We start from the raw sequence: 17849 nt of genomic DNA, 5'->3' as shown, positions 1-17849 counted from the left end.
AACTCAGCCATCCGGAAGACATCCGTATCACCTCGTTTCATTGGGCGCCGGTCATGTCCGGCGTCCTCTAAATACAGTTACAGGAGGACCACAGATGAAGGGATATACAAGCGAGAATATCAGAAACGTTGCGTTACTTGGACATGGCGGATGCGGGAAGACAACCTTCCTGGAATCCGCATTACTGGCAACCGGTGTGACGAAGAAACTCGGCAAGGTGGAGAGTGGAAATACTGTTTCCGACTATGACAAGATGGAGGTGGAGAAGGGATTTTCCATCAATACATCCATCGTTCCGATCGAATGGAAGGATAACAAGATTAACTTCATTGACACACCGGGATATCCTGATTTCGTGGGAGAAGTGAATGCAGCGCTCAGAGCTGCCGATTCTGCGGTGATTATGATCGACGCAGGTGCGGGCATTCAGGTGGGAACCGAGCAGGCCTGGAAGATCTGCGAGCGGTATCACACCCCGCGCTTCATTGTAATCAATAAGCGGGATAAGGATGAGTTTGATTTTTATAAGACCTTCGACGAACTGAAGGAGACCTTCGGCGCCGCACTGGTGCCGCTGAGCTGGCCGCTGAGTGCGGAGATTGACGATGACCTGAAGGAAGCCATCGCCAGCTCGGATGATGAACTCATGGAGAAGTACTTCGAAGGGGAAGAATTCACCGATGATGAGATCCGCCGGGGCATGGTGAAGGGCATTTCGGAAGGTGTCATCGTTCCGGTATGCTCGTCCGCATTTAAGCTGAGCGAGGGAATCGAGGGCCTTTTGGATCTGCTGATTACATATGTGCCGACACCGCTGCAGCATGGACCGTATCAGGCATTCAACGGGAAGAACGAACCGGTGGAGAAGCTGGCTGTAACGGACGCCCCGATGTCCGCCTTTGTCTTCAAGACCATCATCGACCCGTTCGTGGGGAAGATCTCCATCATGCAGGTGGTCACCGGGAAGATCAATTCCAATACAGAAGTGTTCAACCCGCGCACCGAGAAGAACGAGAAGCTGGGCAAGCTGTTCTTCCTGAGAGGGAAGAACCAGCTGGAACTGAATTATGCGGAGGCGGGCGATATCGTTGCGGTGGCGAAACTGCAGGATACCCGTTCCGGCGACACACTCTGTGATAAGTCAGATGTGGTCTGGTACCAGCCGCTGGATTTCCCGGAGCCGTGCTATTTCATTGCCATCGAGCCGAAGGACAAGAACGACGAGGAGAAGATGGGAACCTGCCTGAAGCGGCTGATGGAGGAGGACCCTTCCTTCGTTGTGACGAGAAATGACGAGACACACCAGTCCCTTCTGGGCGGCCAGGGAGATATGCAGCTGAACATTATCCTGGCGAAGCTGAAGGACCGGTTCGGTGTGGAAGTCAACGTGGTGCCGCAGAAGATCGCTTACAGAGAAACGATCAAGGGTACTTCGGATGTACAGGGCAAACACAAGAAGCAGTCGGGCGGCGCCGGCCAGTACGGTGATGTTCACATCCGGTTCTCCCCGTCCAAGGAAGATTTCGAATTTGAAGAGGATATCTTCGGCGGAGCAATTCCGAAGAACTTCATCCCGGCGGTGGAGAAGGGGCTGCGGGAATGTCTGGACCATGGTCCGCTGGCGGGTTGCAGAGTCCAGGGCGTGAAGGCGGTTCTGTACGACGGCTCCTATCATGAAGTGGACTCCAACGAGGTTTCCTTCAAGATTGCCGCATCGCTGGCATTTAAGAAAGGAATCAAGGAAGCGAATCCTTGCCTCCTGGAACCGATCATGTACATGGAGATTTTTGCCCCGAATTCCTACACCGGTGATATCATGGGAGATATGACGAAGCGCCGGGGCCGTATCCTGGGCATGGAACCGCAGGAGAACGGGGACCAGAAACTGATTGCGGTGGCGCCGCAGGCGGAACTCTTCGACTATGCGCTGGGACTCAGGGCGATGACCCAGGGCAGAGGCCGGTTCACCATGAGATTCGAGGACTACGGCGAAGTGCCGAAGAATCTGGCGGACAAGATCATCGCAGAGCATGAGGCGGAAGAAGCGAAGAAGTAGAGAAGAAGCAGCGTAGAAACAGAAAAGACAGCAGATAAGCAGTGAATGCGAATTGCGTCAGAGCGCAGGAATTGCGTGGACGGCAGCGTCTCCGGGGAGCCCCGGGAGATGCTGCCGTCATGTGTTTTTTTTCTGCGGAGAGGGAATTGTGTGGAAATGGCGGGCGAATGTCCGGCGCAGGAAGGAGAATCATGGCTAAGAAACCGAAAACGGTCTGGGTGTGTCAGGAATGCGGATCCGAAAGTCCGAAATGGATCGGCCGGTGCAGTGTATGCGGCGCCTTCGGAACGATGGTGGAGGAGAGGATCCCGGACACCTCGGATTCGGATACCCGCAGAAGGATTTCCTCCTCCGGCGGCGGGGGCCGGCCGAGCCGGCTGAACCGGGTGGGTTCCGCGGACCGGGAGCGGATCGGCACCGGGATCGGGGAACTGGATCTGGTGCTGGGGGGCGGACTGGTACGGGGGTCGCTGACCCTGATTTCCGGTGAACCGGGAATCGGAAAGTCCACCCTGATCCTGCAGACAGCGGCGAACATCGCTGCCGGGGGGAAAAACGTTCTGTATGTGTCCGGCGAGGAGTCGGAAGAGCAGATCAAGATGCGGGCGGACCGCATCTGCCGGGAAGTGCCGGACACGCTGTTTGTCATGGCGGAGACGAATATGGAAAATATCGCCGCCGTGTGTGAAACCATGCATCCGGCATTCCTGATCATTGACTCGATCCAGACCATGTACACCGATACACTGGAGTCGGCCCCGGGCAGTGTTTCCCAGGTCCGCTCCTGCGGCAACCTGCTGATGAAGTTGGGAAAGACCGACAGTATCCCGGTGTTTATTGTGGCCCATGTGACAAAAAGCGGTGAGTTAGCCGGCCCGAAAATTGTAGAACACCTGGTGGATACCGTATTGAATTTCACCGGGGAAAGGGATCATGAGATCCGGATCCTCCGGGCTTACAAGAACCGGTTCGGCACCACGTCGGAAATCGGCGCATTTTCCATGGAGCCGGAAGGCCTTCGGGAGATTTCCGATCTCTCCGGCCGGTTCCTGGAGAACACAGAGGAGATGACGGAGGGCGCTGTGATCGGCGGGCTCTACGAGGGGAGCCGGTCGGTGCTGCTGGAGATTCAGGCGCTGACCGCCCACTCCAACGGGGGATTTCCGCGGCGTACCGCCGTGGGCATGGACCATCAGCGGCTCAGTATGATCATTGCTGTGCTGGAGAAGCGGCTGGGGGTCCGGCTCATGAATGAGGACGTTTTCGTGAATATTGTGGGCGGACTCCGGCCGGACAGTACCTCGGTGGATCTGGCGGCAGCCATTGCGGTGTGTTCTTCCCTGGAAGGAATTGTTCCCCCGGTTCGTACGGTGTGTATCGGCGAAGTGGGCCTGACCGGCGATCTCCGTTCCGTGCGCAGTGCCGAAAAAATTGCATCGGAAGCGGCGAAACTGGGGTACCGGAAGGTGATCATGCCGGCAAAAAATGCGGAGAGCATGAAAAATGTGAAGCTGCCCGGCCACTGCACGGTGGCGGGGGCCCGCAACATCCGGGATGCGCTTTCAGCGTATCGGGAATAAGGCGGAAAAGCATTGACCCACCCGGATTTCCTCATTATAATGTTTAAGTTAAGTGCAGGGAATTCATCTGCCCGGCAGGAATCGGACAGATTTTTTGCGTATTTCAGATCATATTCGGGACATCCGAACAGAAAGGAATCACTATGGCAGTCAAGTACATTTTCGTAACCGGAGGCGTTGTTTCCGGACTGGGAAAGGGCATCACGGCCGCATCACTGGGACGGCTCCTGAAAGCGCGGGGATATAAGGTGACGATGCAGAAGTTCGATCCGTATATCAATATCGACCCGGGCACCATGAACCCGGTACAGCATGGTGAGGTCTATGTCACGGATGACGGTGCGGAGACCGACCTGGACCTGGGCCACTATGAGCGTTTTATTGACGAGTCGCTGACGAAGAACTCCAACGTCACTACCGGTAAGGTATACTGGTCTGTTCTGAACAAGGAACGCCGGGGAGATTACGGCGGCGGCACCGTACAGGTTATTCCACACATCACGAATGAGATCAAGTCCCGTTTCTACCGTCAGAAGGATGTGACGGATGATTATGACGGACCGGGCCTGGACACCGAAATTGCGATCATCGAGGTGGGCGGAACGGTGGGAGACATTGAATCCCAGCCGTATCTGGAAGCGATCCGTCAGTTCCGGGCGGAAATCGGCTATGGCAATTCCATGCTGATCCATGTTACGCTGGTGCCGTATCTGGCATGCTCCAGAGAACTGAAGACGAAGCCGACCCAGGCATCCGTGAAGGATCTGCAGGGTCTGGGCATTCAGCCGGACGTCATCGTCTGCCGCATGGAGCACCCGATGACGGAGAGCATCCGGAACAAGATTGCACTGTTCTGCAACGTGCCGAAGGAAAATGTCATCGAGAACGAAGATCTGGATGTGCTTTACGAAGTTCCGATGGCCCTGGAAGAGGAGCATCTGGCCCAGGTAGCCTGCAAGTGCCTGCAGATTCCGTGTCCGGATCCGGATCTGGCGGACTGGAAGCAGATGCTGTATGACTGGAAGCACCCGGAGAAGGAAGTGACGGTAGCCCTGGTGGGCAAGTATGTGGAGCTGCACGACGCCTACCTGTCTGTGGTGGAAGCCTTGAGTGCTGCCGGCGCCTACAACCATGTTAAGGTGAATATCGACTGGGTTGATTCGGAAGATATCAGCGGATATAATGCGGCGGAACGTCTGAAGAACTGCGGCGGCGTTCTGGTGCCGGGCGGTTTCGGCACCCGAGGCCTGGCCGGAAAGATCGCAGCGGTGAAGTACGCCAGAGAAAATAATGTGCCGTTCCTGGGCATCTGCCTGGGCATGCAGATGGCGATCGTGGAGTTCGCCAGAGACGTGCTGGGATATGCGGATGCGAATACCGTGGAAGTGGATCCGGATACCGAACATCCGGTGATTCACCTGATGCCGGATCAGGAAGGCGTCACGGACATCGGCGGAACCCTCCGTCTGGGATCCTATCCGTGCGTTCTGACCCCGGGAACGAAGGTGGCGGAACTGTACGGCACCGCAAAGACGACAGAGCGGCACCGTCACAGATATGAGGTGAACAATGCTTACCGTGACGAACTGCAGGCCAATGGCATGAAGCTGGCGGGCATGTCTCCGGACGGCCGCATCGTGGAGATGATCGAACTGGAGAACCATCCGTTCTTCTGTGCGACCCAGGCACATCCGGAATTCAAGTCCCGGCCGAATCGTCCGCATCCGCTGTTCCGCGGATTCGTGGGCGCCATTGCAAGCCGGACGAAGTAAATAGAACGTCGGTCTTACCGGGAATATGAACGGAAGGGGGCCGGTGCACGAACGTTGCAATCGTTTGCGCACCGGCCCCTGTTTGTATGGACGTCAGGCAGGAGGATTGGATATAAATCGTGATTGAATATTGATGAAAAGTGCGGAATCGCCGTTTTCCCGATTCCGCACCCCCGGACGCTAATTGCTCCGGGCGTCGGGGAATTATTTTTTTGCGGACGCACGGACGAATTTTCTACTGCTCCGGGACGAAGGAGCAGTGCCGGGGATCATCGGTTTCGGCGGGTTTTTCATGAGTGGCAGGGCGAACCAGAATGTGCTGCCCTTGCCCACCGTGCTTTTTACATCGAAGTCCGCCCGGTGCATGTTCAGGATTTCCTTGACGATGGAGAGTCCCAGCCCCGTGCCCTCCGTCGGCCGGACATGGTGGGTGCTGGACTTGTAATACTTGTCCCAGACATGAGGCAGTTCTTCCGGTGCAATTCCCATGCCGTGGTCCTCCACGCTGACATAGGCTTTCCGGTTCTGGCGTTTCACGGTGACCTTGATCACCTTGTCTTCCCCGCAGTATTTCACGGCATTGGTCATGAGGTTGTTGATGACCTGTTTGATTTTCGCTTCGTCGCCGTTCACGAAGAGAGGGGTCTTCGGCATGGAGACTTCGATATGATATCCTTCCTGTTCCTCCAGGATTTCGTAATGCTCCAGAACGGAGGACACCAGCCGGTTCATGTCGAACGGCACGTTGATCAGCACCATGCGCTTTGACTGCATGCGGGACAGGGTCAGCATGTCGTTCACCAGTGTGTTCAGCCGGTCGCTCTCATCGATGATGACGGAAAGATGCTTGTTCCGCTTCTCCGGGTTGTCGCCGGACAGATCCCGGATCATTTCGGCGTAAGACTTGATCATGGTCAGCGGAGTTTTCAGGTCATGGGACACGTTGGCGATCAGGTCCTGCTGGTACTGGCCGGTTTTCTCCATTTCACTGGAGGCCATGGTCAGCGTCTCTGCCAGTTCGTCAACTTCGGAGTAGTGGCCGCCCCGGAATTTCACGTTGTAATTACCTTTGCCCATTTCCGCAGCCGCTTCCGTAATGTCCCGGATCGGCTGGCTGACCCGGCGGGAAAGCATGGCACCCATCAGCACCGCCAGAAGAATCGCAATGATTGTGATGTAGATAAGCTGGTGCCGCAGGATGGCGATGGTGGAGTTTACCGGATAGAGCGGGGAAATGATGTACATGATGTACACATCGTCCCCATTGATCCGATCCCGGGAAGTGCCGCCGGCGCCGCCGGCACTTCCGGTTCCCGGCCGGCCGGCTCCCCGGTTCTTTAAGTAGCAGGCATATTCCAGGGTTTTCGTATCATCCCGGTGAATCACCAGCCGGTTGATAGAATTGAAATGACTGGTGAGAAGCTGCTGATGCAGAATGAGCAGTTCCTGCTGGGTGCGGGTGTCCCACAGCGTCGCAGCGCGTCCCACCACATTGCCGTCGGAATTGGTGACGGGAAGATCATCCCCGTTCCGGATGTAGACGGACATATCATAATCATTGGAAATATCAGTGATGATATCGTCCAGCTTGTCCAGTGAATATCCGCTGTTCTGGTATTTCTCGGTGATCCGGTTGGCCAGACGGGCGGTTTCCTTCATCTTCATTTTTTCGTAGTAGTTGTTGACGAAGAAAATCTGCAGAACCCAGATCATGGCCAGCAGGAGTGCGGCGAACAGAATGAAGCAGGCCCACAGGCGGGTGCTGATACTGTGCCGGTCGAATTTTTTTTTCATATCTGAATGACCTCCCAGGGCCGCAGGGACTGCGGTCATCTGAAAAAAATACCGCACTGGCAGTGATCAGCCGGTGCGGCGCCCTGTGCAGGGATCTTATTCGTGGGTCTCGAACTTGTAGCCGACGCCCCGGAGCGTGACGATGAAGTCCCGGTATGGGCCCAGCGCATTTCGCAGGTTCTTGATATGGGTGTCGATGGTCCGGTCGTCCCCGAAAAAGTCGTATCCCCAGATATCAGAGAGCAGCTTGTCCCGGGAAAGTGCAATGTCCCGGTTCTCGATCAGATAGAACAGAAGCTCATATTCCTTCGGTGTCAGGTCGATGCGCTTGCCGTCCACGGTGACGGTGCGGGCCGGAATGTTGATCTCCAGCCCCTTGAACTTCATAACATCGGAATTCGCCTTTCCCCCGGAATTCCGGCGGGTCAGCACGGCGTTCACCCGGGCCATGAGTTCCTTCGGGCTGAACGGCTTCACGATATAGTCGTCGATGCCCAGCTCGAATCCGAACAGCTTGTCATATTCCTCGCCTCTGGCCGACAGCATGATGATCGGAATGTCCTTCAGTTTCCGGATTTCCTTACAGGTGGAGAAGCCGTCCAGCTTCGGCATCATAATGTCCAAAATGATCAGATCGTAATCGTTCAGCTTCACCAGACCGATGGCGGTCATGCCGTCCTCCGCCTCGGTCACTTCGTAGCCGTCGAATTCTGCATATTCCCGGATGACTTCACGGATCTTCGCTTCGTCATCCACAACGAGAAGTTGATACATATATACTCCTACACTCCCTTCGGTTTCCTGCTTCTTTATCATTCCATTCTATCATAAACCGGTCTGTTCAGAAAGAGCTGCCTTGACAAAAAATAACCGGGGAATCCGGCCGCCCGGGGAAGATCCCCGGGGAAGGGCAACCGGGTATTCTGTATTCTTGACTGATAGGAGATCGGAGTTTATACTAAAATTTAACGGTAAAACAGGTGAATCGTCCTGCATATCAGGGTATTCCCGACTTGCCGCAAGCCATCGGCGGGGCCGGTGCGAATGGGGGAAAGGAGGGAGAAAGCATGATCAGGAAACTAACCAGAGGGGCACTGACAGTGGCAGGGCTTCTGATCGGTTACAGCCTTGGAAAACTTTTATTCTTCATCATCCTGCATGTGAACCCGGTATGGCTGGAAAGCAGCCTTTCGGAGTCCGCCCAGGACTGGATCTGCGTTATCATCGCACTTTTATTCGGACTTATATTCTTCAAGGCATCACCGTATATCGAACACAGAAGTTCCGTCGTTGCGAACAATATCGGAAAGGATTTGCAGAATATTTCCACCGGGTCCATCGTATCCACGGCAGTGGGACTGATTCTGGGCCTTCTCATCGCCACGCTGCTGAAGCAGATGTTCCAGGTCATTCCGAACATTTATATTCAGTCTCTGGTCACCGTGCTGGCCTATCTGGTGCTGGGGTATATCGGCGCCGTGGTGGGCATGAAGAAGGGCGGCGACATCGTTCAGAGTCTCATGGCGTTCCGCCGGCCTGCCGCAGAGCAGACGAAGGCAGTGAAGGCGGCGAAGAAGAGCGGACAGATTCCGAAAATCCTGGATACCAGCGTGATCATCGACGGACGGATCGCCGATATCATGGGAACCGGATTTCTGGAAGGACCGATCGTCATACCGGAGTTCGTTCTGGTGGAACTGCGCCACATTGCCGATTCCGCGGATGAACTGAAGCGGGCCAGAGGCCGGCACGGTCTGGATATACTGAATCAGATCCGGGATGATTACGGGGTGGATATCTATAATACAGACAAGGAAAAATCCCTGAAAGAAGTCCCGGAAGTGGATGTGAAGCTGCTGAAGCTGGCCCAGATCATGAACGGGAAAGTTGTAACCAATGATTATAATCTGAACAAGGTGGCGGGCATCAACGGTGTCCGTGTGCTGAATATCAATGAACTGGCCAACTGCCTGAAGCCGGTGGTGCTGCCGGGGGAGAAGATGTCTCTGCGTCTTGTGAAGCAGGGAAAGGACCCGTCCCAGGCCATCGGATATCTGAGCGACGGCACGATGATCGTCGTGGAGGACGGCAGGAAGATGATCGGCCGGGAAACGGAAATCACTGTGACCAGCGTGCTGCAGACATCTGCCGGCCGGATGATTTTCGGAAGAATTCACGTGTAAGTACAGGCGGCGGGAACGAAAGTGCCCGCTGCCGGACAGGATGGAACCATGTATGCATCGAGGCATTTCTGGGTCGTGATCGCTGCAGGCGGGATCGGACGCCGGATGGGCGCTTCGGTTCCGAAGCAGCTCCTGAAACTGAATAACAGGACCATCCTGGAAAACACCGTTCAGGTCTTCCGGGACATCCCGGAGGTGGACGGTATCGTGGTGACGGCGCCGGAAGAGGCACTTCCGGCGTACCGGGCATTGTTCGGCAGGCCGGACGCCGCACCGGGTTCCGGTCCGGCGCCTGCCCCGGCGGAGACAGTACCGGGGGTGGTACCTGAACCCACCGGCTCCTCACACCGGATCCATGTGATCCCAGGTGGCGGGGAGCGTCAGGATTCCGTCCGTGCATCCCTTCGCTTTTTGTCAGCCCAGGGAGCCCGGGACGAGGACATCGTGCTGATCCATGACGGCGTCCGGCCTTACATCGGCCGGGACCTGGTCATGCGGGTCGCCGATGGGGTACTGCGGTCAGGTGCGGCTACGGCCGCTGTACCGGCCCGGTATACCATGAGAGATATCACAGAGGGCACTTTAGACAGAAGCAGACTGTTTGAAATACAGACACCCCAGGGATTCACATTTGACGTGATCTGCCGCGCCCAGCGAAAAGCCGCCGAGGACGGGTTCCTCGGCACAGACGACGCCGGGCTGGCAGAGCGGATCGGCATTCTGCCGGAGCTGGTGGAAGGCAGCAGCGGAAATGTGAAGATCACGGTGCCGGAGGATCTGAGGCGTATGGTGCGAATCGGAACAGGTTATGATGTGCACAGGCTTGTGCCGGACCGGAAACTCATTCTGGGCGGCGTGGAAATTCCGTACGAAAGGGGTCTCCTGGGGCACTCGGATGCAGATGTTCTGCTCCATGCGCTGATGGATGCGATTCTGGGCGCAGCGTGTCTGGGTGACATCGGTCACCTCTTTCCGGACAGCGATCCGGCCTACGCCGGCATCTCCAGCGGGAAGCTTCTGGAGGAAGTGGCATCTCTGATTCACAGGGAAGGTTATGAACTGGGAAATGCAGATTGTACCGTGATCTGTCAGCAGCCGAAACTGGCGGAATATATTCCGGCCATGCGGCGGAATATTGCGGCGGCGCTGGGCGCACCGGAAGGGGCGGTCAGTGTGAAAGCCACCACGACAGAGAAACTGGGATTTGAAGGACGCGGTGAGGGTATAGCCGCGGAGGCGGTCTGCATCATCCGATGATGAAGAAATGAGGAAACTAAGATGAGATTATCGAAAATGTACTTCAAGACGTTCCGTGACGATCCGGCAGAGGCGGTGATCCCGAGTCACAAGCTGATGCTCAGGGCCGGTCTGATCCGGCGGGAGGCCTCCGGCCTGTACATCTTCATGCAGCAGGGATGGAGAGCGGTCCGGAAGATCGAGGAAATCGTCCGGGAAGAAATGGATGTGAAGGGTGCCCAGGAGATCCACATGCCGGCCATCATGCCGGCAGAGCTCTGGCAGGAAACCGGCCGGTGGTATGAATACGGACCGGAACTCTGGCGCATCCAGGACAGACACGGCAGAGACTTCTGTCTGGGACCGACCCACGAGGAGACCTTCACGGCCATCGCCCGGGCGGACATCACTTCTTATAAGCAGCTGCCGGCCAACCTGTATCAGATCCAGATGAAGTACAGAGACGAGGACCGTCCGCGTTTCGGACTGCTGCGTTCCCGGGAGTTCATCATGAAGGACGCCTATTCCTTCGATGCAGACCGGGAAGGGCTGGATAAGAGCTATGACGACATGTACGATGCTTACACGAATGTCTTCACCCGCATGGGCCTGGATTTTGCCCCGGTAGAGGCGGACACGGGCGCCATCGGCGGCAACAACTCCCACGAGTTCACGGCATTCTCTGAAGTGGGCGAGAGCGACATCCTGCGCTGCCCGGCCTGCGGTTATGCTGCAACGGACGAGAAGACGCCGGGGGTGGACGATCCTGCCCAGGACGATGTGGCGATGCTTCCGCTGGAGAAGAAGGAAACGCCGGGGACGAAGACCATCGAGGCGGTTTGTGACTTCCTGGGATTAGACAAAAAACAGTCGATCAAAGCGCTCCTCTTCCAGACGCTGAATGAGGAGACACTGGAAGTGAACGGTTATGTGGCGGCGTTCGTCAGAGGCGACAGAGAAGTCAACATGATCAAGATCGTGAATGCACTGGATATTCCGGAGTTCTGTCTGGAATTCGCAGATGAATCGAAGATGGGACCGGTCACCGGCGCTGTGGGCGGCTTCACGGGACCGATGCATCTGCATGACTGCAAGATCATCGTGGACTCCGAACTGGTAGGCATGAAGAACATGTGCGCCGGTGCCTGCGAGAAGGACTGCCACTACATCAATGTCAACTATGGCAGAGATTACGAAGGAGATATCGTCACGGATATCAAGACGGCGCAGGCGGGAGACCGCTGCCCGGTATGCGGGAAGCCGCTCACGGCTACGAAGGGTATTGAAGTGGGCCAGATTTTCAAGCTGGGCACCAAGTACTCGGAATCCATGGGGGCAGTATTCGCAGACGAGAATCAGGAAACCCATCCGCTGGTCATGGGCTGCTACGGTATCGGTGTCACCAGAACCCTGGCGGCGGTTGTAGAGAAGTATCATGACGAAAACGGAATCGTCTGGCCGATGTCCGTTGCACCGTATCACTGCATCATCGTGCTGGTGAAGCCGAAGGACGAAGAGCAGAAGAAAACGGCGGAGAAACTCCACGATGCGCTGGAGAAGGCAGGCGTGGAAGTGCTGCTGGATGACCGGGACGAGCGGGTCGGCGTGAAGTTCAACGATGCGGACCTGTGCGGATACCCGATCCGGATCACGGTGGGAAAGAAGGCCGGTGAAGGTCTGGTGGAATACAAGCTCAGACGGGAAGACGAAGTACAGGAAATCACGGTGGAAGAGGCGATTGAGAAGGCGGTTTCTCTGGTGAACGCAGAGAAGGACGGCCGCTGCTTCTTCGCCGGGCGGTAGGAAGTAAATGACGGAAGGAGACATCGGCGTCCGCCGGCAGGCGGGCGCCGGTGTTTCCGGTTCGGTTTTTTTGATCGATTAGAATGAAAGGAACGTGGCATGAAGAAAGTAACGATCACGATGGAGAACGGCGGCGTCATGAAGGGCGAGCTGTATGAGGATATTGCACCGGAAACCGTGGCGAATTTCGAGAAACTGGCGAAGTCCGGCTTCTATGACGGGCTGACATTCCACCGGGTTATCCCGGGATTCATGATCCAGGGCGGCGATCCGAACGGCACGGGCACCGGCGGTCCGGGCTGGACCATCCGGGGGGAGTTCAGCGCCAACGGATTCCGGAACGATCTGAAGCACACGGAAGGGGTACTGTCCATGGCGCGGACGATGGATCCGAATTCCGCCGGTTCTCAGTTCTTCATCATGGTGGCGGATGCATCGCATCTGGACGGACAGTATGCGGCCTTCGGGAAGATCACGGAGGGCCTGGAAGTGGCGCAGGAAATTGTGGAGCAGCCGAGAGACTGGTCTGACAAGCCGCTGGAGCCGGTGGTGATGAAGACGGTCGTTGTTGAGTAACCGAACCTGATTCATAGCGAAAAGGACTGATACCGATGAAGATTTATAACACACTGACGAGAAAGAAAGAAGAGCTGGTCCCGATTGAAGAGGGAAAGATCCGGATGTATGTCTGCGGACCGACGGTCTATAACTATTTCCATATCGGAAATGCACGGCCGATTGTTGTCTTCGACACCATGCGGAAATACCTCATCTACCGGGGATATCAGGTGAAATACGTACAGAATTTCACGGACGTGGATGACAAGATCATCCGGAAAGCCAAGGAAGAAAATTCTACGGCCATGGAAGTGGCGGAGAAATACATCCGGGAGTATTTCGACGATGCCCATGCGCTGAATGTGACCGATGCGGATGTGCATCCCCGGGTTTCAGAGCATATCCGGGAGATCATCGATTTCGTACAGACCCTGATTGACAAGGGCTACGCTTATGAAGCGGACGGAGATGTCTATTTCTCCACCCGCAAGTTCCCGGAGTACGGCGAACTGTCCGGTCAGAACATTGATGACCTGGAATCCGGTGCCCGCATTGCAGTGGGGGAAGTGAAGAAGGATCCGCTGGATTTCGCACTCTGGAAAGCCCGGAAGGAAGAGAGCGAGATCGCCTGGGAATCCCCGTGGGGCATGGGCCGTCCGGGCTGGCACATCGAGTGCTCGGCCATGGCGAAGAAGCACCTGGGGGATACCATCGACATTCACGCAGGGGGCCAGGATCTCCAGTTTCCGCATCACGAGAATGAGATCGCCCAGTCCGAATGCTGCAACGGTGTGCCGTTCGCCCACTACTGGATGCACAACGCCTACATCACCCTGAACAAGGAGAAGATGTCCAAGTCGAAGGGGAACTTCTTCACCGTCCGGGATATCCGGAAGAAGTATGACGGAGAGAGCATCCGGTTCTTCCTGCTGTCCGGCCAGTACCGGAATCCGGTGGATTTCAGTGACGACCTGATGCAGCAAGCGGAGCGCAGTCTGGACAGAATGAGAAACTGCCGGGACAACCTGGTTTATCTTGCGAAGAGCGGCGTAGGCGGTGCTCTGACGGCGGAAGAGGAACGGGAACTGGCGGATCTGGACCGGTACCGTCAGAAGTTCTGCGACGTCATGGACGACGACCTGAATACGGCGGATGCCCTGACGGCAATTTTCGAACTGGTCAGTGCCATTAACAAGGCGGTGGAGAACGGTGCAACGAAGGCCTTCGCAGAGGCGGCGCTGAAGCCGCTGACAGAGCTCACCGGCATTATGGGACTGCTGCAGGATCAGCCGGCGGATGACGCCGTTGACCCGGCGGTGCAGAAACTGGTGGATGAGCGGCAGGAAGCCCGGAAGGCGAAGAACTTCGCCCGGGCGGATGAGATCCGTGACCAGCTGAAGGCCATGGGAATCACACTGAAGGATACGCCTCAGGGTGTACAGATCATCCGGGATTAGTTTCCGGACCTGGGGGCGCAGGGCGCCCCTGCCCGGAATGTGCAGGAGCAGAATGAAAACATTAGATCCGAAATCGGCAGACACGACGGCACTCGCCTATATGGGGGATGCCGTCTATGAAGTTTATATACGAAAATTCGTGGTGGACATGGGCCTGGTGCACGCGCAGGAGATGAACCGGGAAGCCGTTTCGTTCGTCCGTGCAGAGGCGCAGGCCCGGGCAGCGAAGCAATTTCTGGCGGGGGACTTCCTGACGGAGGAAGAACGGGCGCTGCTGAAGCGGGCCCGCAACCGCACGAACACCTCCCACGCCCGGGGATCCGGATACTACGAGTATAAGCTGGCGACGGGGCTGGAGGCCCTGATCGGCTGGCTCTATCTGAAAGGGGACCGGGAACGGACAGAAGCGGTGTGCGCAGAAGCGATGCGCATCACCCGGGAGGCCCGGGACGGGGCCGGAAAGGAGCAGCATGAGTAAGGCAGATCAGTTGTTCGTCACAATGTGTGAGGACATTCTGGACCACGGTTTTTCCACAGAAGGACAGAAGGTCCGGCCTCACTGGGAAGACGGCACGCCGGCATATACCATCAAGAATTTCGGCGTCGTCAACCGCTATGATCTCTCCGAAGAGTTTCCGGCGCTGACGCTGCGCCGCACGGCGGTGAAGACGGCAGTGGAGGAGATGCTCTGGATCTGGCAGCGGAAGTCCAACAATATCCGGGACCTGAATGCGCATATCTGGGATGCCTGGGCGGATGAGAACGGTTCCATCGGGAAGGCATACGGCTACCAGATGGGGGTGAAGTACCGGTTCCCGCAGGGGGAAATGGATCAGGTGGATAACGTGATCTGGCAGCTGAAGAATCAGCCATATTCCCGCCGGATTCTGACGAACATCTACAATTTCCGGGACCTGGCTGAGATGGGGCTGGAGCCCTGTGCATACAGCGTCACATTCAATGTGACGGGGGACCGGCTGAATGCCATTCTGAACCAGCGCTCCCAGGATATTCTGGCGGCGAATAACTGGAACGTGGTGCAGTATGCGGTGCTGGTTTACATGATGGCCCAGGTCACCGGGTTCAGACCGGGAGAACTGGTGCATGTCATCGCCGATGCCCATATCTACGACCGGCACGTGGACATCATCCGGGAACTGATTCGGCGGCCTCAGTATCCGGCGCCGAAATTCCGGCTCAACCCGGAGGTGAAGGATTTCTACGATTTCACGCCGGACGATGTGATTCTGGAGGACTATCAGCACGGTCCCCAGGTGAAGAATATCCCGGTGGCGGTCTGATTTCGCCGGGACCGACAGAACGTTAAGGGCCCGGGAACGGAGCCCGGTCAGGAGGAAACAATGAATCTGATTCTGGCGGCAGACGAAAACTGGGGGATCGGCAAAGACGGGGATCTTCTGGTGCGTCTCCCGGGGGACATGGAATTTTTCAAGGAGAAGACCCGGGGAAATGTGGTGGTCATGGGGCGGGCGACACTGGAAAGTCTGCCGAAGAAACGAGGACTTGCGAAGCGCGTGAACATCGTGCTGACCACCAGACCGGATTTCACCGCAGAGCGGTGTGAGATCGTCCATTCCCACGAGGAACTTTTCCACAGGCTGGAGGCATTCGACAGCAGCAGCGTCTTCGTGATCGGCGGCGCCCGGGTCTACCGGGAACTGCTTCCCTATGTGGACACCTGCTATATCACGAAAATCAGGAAATCCTTCGATGCGGATCGGCATTTCGTGGACCTGGATGCGGACAGCCGGTTCGCCGTGACATGGATGAGTGAGGAAAAGGAGGAAAACGGTGTAGCATACCGTTTCTACAAGTATGAGAGAGTCAGGAAAGAACAGTAACCGGCGAAGCGGCGGGGGAAGAACCGGCGCAGGCAGCCGGAGCGGTGCAAGTAACCGGAGCAGCCGGAGGAGCGGGGGAAAGAACCCGGGAAACGGGAGAAGTGGCCGGGTGCGCCAGGGCCGGAGCTCTGCACAGTCCCGGGAGGCTTGGGAGCCCAAGGGGTTCAGAAAACAGCAGGAGGACCGGGCGGAACGTTCCGATCTTCTGATCGGCAGGAATCCGGTGACCGAGGCACTGAAGAGCGGCCGCAGCATGGAAAAGATTATTCTCCAGAAGGGCGGCGGCGGATCGCTGGGTATGATCGCACGGATGGCGAAGGACCGGGGTATTGTGGTGGAGGAGACGGAGAAAGCGGCGCTGGACCGTCTTGCGGCCGGCGGAGCCCATCAGGGCGCAGCGGCGGTTGTGTCTGCCCACAGCTATGCGGAGCTGGAGGATGTGCTGAAGACGGCGGCGGACCGGGGGGAAGACCCGCTCCTGGTTGTGCTGGACGGCATTGAAGATCCCCACAACCTGGGGGCGATCATGCGGACGGCGGAGTGTGCCGGTGCCCACGGCGTGATTATTCCGAAACGGAGAGCGGCAGGGCTCACTGAAACAGTGGCAAAGTCTTCCGCCGGAGCGATCGAGTATATGCCGGTGATCCGGGTCACGAATATCGCCATGACTCTGGAGAAGCTGAAGGAACAGGGGATCTGGGTTTACGCCTGCGACATGGACGGTGCTCTGTACACAGAGCAGTCCCTGACCGGCCCGGCGGCTATCGTTGTGGGGGCGGAAGGCGCCGGCGTCAGCCGGCTGGTACGGGAGAAGTGTGACGGCATTGTGTCCATCCCCATGAGAGGGAAGATCAACTCACTGAACGCCAGCAATGCGGCGGCGATTCTGCTGTACGAGATCCGGCGGCAGCGGGACGCCCGGTAATCCGGGAAGTTTGGCGGGGCGTAAAAAAAACCGTCCCCGTCAAACTTCAGGAATTCGTTGACAGCATTGAGAAAGTGTAGTAGTATATGCTTATTGTACGACGGGAGTACGCCAGTACGTCAGTACGTCGGGCTGTTGTAGCTCAGCAGGTAGAGCACTTCCTTGGTAAGGAAGAGGTTCGGCGGTTCGAGCCCGCTCAACAGCTCCAATTTTTTTGTTTGGTGAGTATATTTTAATAAGGAGAAATTCGAAATGGCTAAGCAGAAATTTGAAAGAACGAAACCGCATATCAACATCGGTACAATCGGCCACGTTGACCACGGTAAGACAACACTGACTGCTGCTATCACTACAGTTCTGCACGAGAGATACGGACTGGGTGCTGACGTAGCATTCGATCAGATCGATAAGGCTCCGGAAGAGAAGGAAAGAGGTATCACCATTTCCTCCGCTCACGTAGAGTATGAAACACCGAACAGACACTACGCACACGTAGACTGCCCGGGGCACGCTGACTACGTTAAGAACATGATCACCGGTGCTGCGCAGATGGACGGTGCAATCCTGGTTGTTGCTGCAACAGACGGACCGATGCCGCAGACGAGAGAGCACATCCTGCTGGC

The 17849-nt window shown here is 56.7% G+C and carries 15 protein-coding genes and 1 tRNA gene; 14 read left to right on the top strand and 2 right to left on the bottom strand.

All coding sequences use genetic code 11. From position 1 onward, the window contains the following. The first annotated feature begins 94 nt into the window (after nt 1–94). From BLQ24_RS05060 to BLQ24_RS05050, 3 genes are all read left to right on the top strand, one after another. A complete protein-coding gene (locus BLQ24_RS05060; protein ID WP_090163335.1) occupies nt 95–2056 on the top strand; it encodes an elongation factor G in 1962 nt (653 codons plus the stop codon). Nucleotides 2057–2247: 191 nt separating this feature from the next. Further along, a complete protein-coding gene (gene radA, locus BLQ24_RS05055; RefSeq protein ID WP_090163334.1) occupies nt 2248–3636 on the top strand; it encodes a DNA repair protein RadA in 1389 nt (462 codons plus the stop codon). A gap of 143 nt (nt 3637–3779) precedes the next feature. Further along, on the top strand, nt 3780–5408 hold the full coding sequence (locus BLQ24_RS05050) for a CTP synthase (protein ID WP_090163330.1): 1629 nt from the start codon (nt 3780–3782) through the stop codon (nt 5406–5408). A gap of 204 nt (nt 5409–5612) precedes the next feature. Here BLQ24_RS05050 and BLQ24_RS05045 read toward each other — a convergent pair whose 3' ends face one another. Together BLQ24_RS05045 and BLQ24_RS05040 are read right to left on the bottom strand one after the other, a co-directional pair. Beyond that, nucleotides 5613–7202, bottom strand: a complete 1590-nt coding sequence (locus BLQ24_RS05045) for a sensor histidine kinase (protein ID WP_163439629.1) — start codon at nt 7200–7202, stop codon at nt 5613–5615. A 96-nt stretch (nt 7203–7298) separates the two neighbouring features. Continuing rightward, nucleotides 7299–7976, bottom strand: a complete 678-nt coding sequence (locus BLQ24_RS05040; protein ID WP_090163325.1) for a response regulator transcription factor — start codon at nt 7974–7976, stop codon at nt 7299–7301. Nucleotides 7977–8269: 293 nt separating this feature from the next. Here BLQ24_RS05040 and BLQ24_RS05035 point away from each other — a divergent pair, with 293 nt between their 5' ends. From BLQ24_RS05035 to BLQ24_RS04985, 11 genes are all read left to right on the top strand, one after another. Continuing rightward, nucleotides 8270–9385: a PIN/TRAM domain-containing protein gene (locus BLQ24_RS05035; RefSeq protein ID WP_090163323.1), complete on the top strand. Its 1116-nt coding sequence runs from the start codon at nt 8270–8272 to the stop codon at nt 9383–9385. Nucleotides 9386–9433: 48 nt separating this feature from the next. Then, nucleotides 9434–10642, top strand: a complete 1209-nt coding sequence (ispF, locus tag BLQ24_RS05030) for a 2-C-methyl-D-erythritol 2,4-cyclodiphosphate synthase (protein ID WP_090163321.1) — start codon at nt 9434–9436, stop codon at nt 10640–10642. Nucleotides 10643–10663: 21 nt separating this feature from the next. Continuing rightward, nucleotides 10664–12424 carry a proline--tRNA ligase gene (locus BLQ24_RS05025; RefSeq protein WP_090163319.1) on the top strand — a complete coding sequence of 587 codons (1761 nt, stop codon included), beginning with the start codon at nt 10664–10666 and terminating at the stop codon, nt 12422–12424. A gap of 99 nt (nt 12425–12523) precedes the next feature. After that, entirely contained in the window at nt 12524–13000 is a 477-nt protein-coding gene (locus BLQ24_RS05020; protein ID WP_090163317.1) for a peptidylprolyl isomerase, read from the top strand. 35 nt (nt 13001–13035) lie between these two features. Continuing rightward, nucleotides 13036–14439, top strand: a complete 1404-nt coding sequence (cysS, locus tag BLQ24_RS05015) for a cysteine--tRNA ligase (RefSeq protein WP_090163315.1) — start codon at nt 13036–13038, stop codon at nt 14437–14439. A 52-nt stretch (nt 14440–14491) separates the two neighbouring features. Beyond that, a complete protein-coding gene (locus tag BLQ24_RS05010; RefSeq protein ID WP_090470865.1) occupies nt 14492–14917 on the top strand; it encodes a Mini-ribonuclease 3 in 426 nt (141 codons plus the stop codon). Continuing rightward, nucleotides 14910–15740, top strand: a complete 831-nt coding sequence (gene thyA, locus BLQ24_RS05005) for a thymidylate synthase (RefSeq protein WP_090163311.1) — start codon at nt 14910–14912, stop codon at nt 15738–15740. The genes BLQ24_RS05010 and thyA overlap by 8 nt, the downstream gene beginning before the upstream one ends. Nucleotides 15741–15800: 60 nt before the next feature. Further along, complete coding sequence (locus BLQ24_RS05000; RefSeq protein WP_090163309.1) at nt 15801–16301, top strand: dihydrofolate reductase; 501 nt, start codon at nt 15801–15803, stop codon at nt 16299–16301. Continuing rightward, complete coding sequence (rlmB, locus tag BLQ24_RS04995; protein ID WP_090163307.1) at nt 16276–17226, top strand: 23S rRNA (guanosine(2251)-2'-O)-methyltransferase RlmB; 951 nt, start codon at nt 16276–16278, stop codon at nt 17224–17226. The genes BLQ24_RS05000 and rlmB overlap by 26 nt, the downstream gene beginning before the upstream one ends. 131 nt (nt 17227–17357) lie before the next feature. Further along, a tRNA-Thr gene (locus BLQ24_RS04990) sits at nt 17358–17434 on the top strand. Between the two features lie 44 nt (nt 17435–17478). After that, a partial coding sequence (locus BLQ24_RS04985) for a GTP-binding protein (RefSeq protein WP_176755863.1) occupies nt 17479–17849 on the top strand: 371 nt, incomplete at its 3' end.

It is taken from the genome of Eubacterium pyruvativorans (assembly GCF_900102225.1).
Classification (GTDB): Bacteria; Bacillota; Clostridia; order Peptostreptococcales; family Anaerovoracaceae; genus Aminicella; species Aminicella pyruvativorans.
This window is presented reverse-complemented; position numbering and strand designations above follow the sequence as displayed.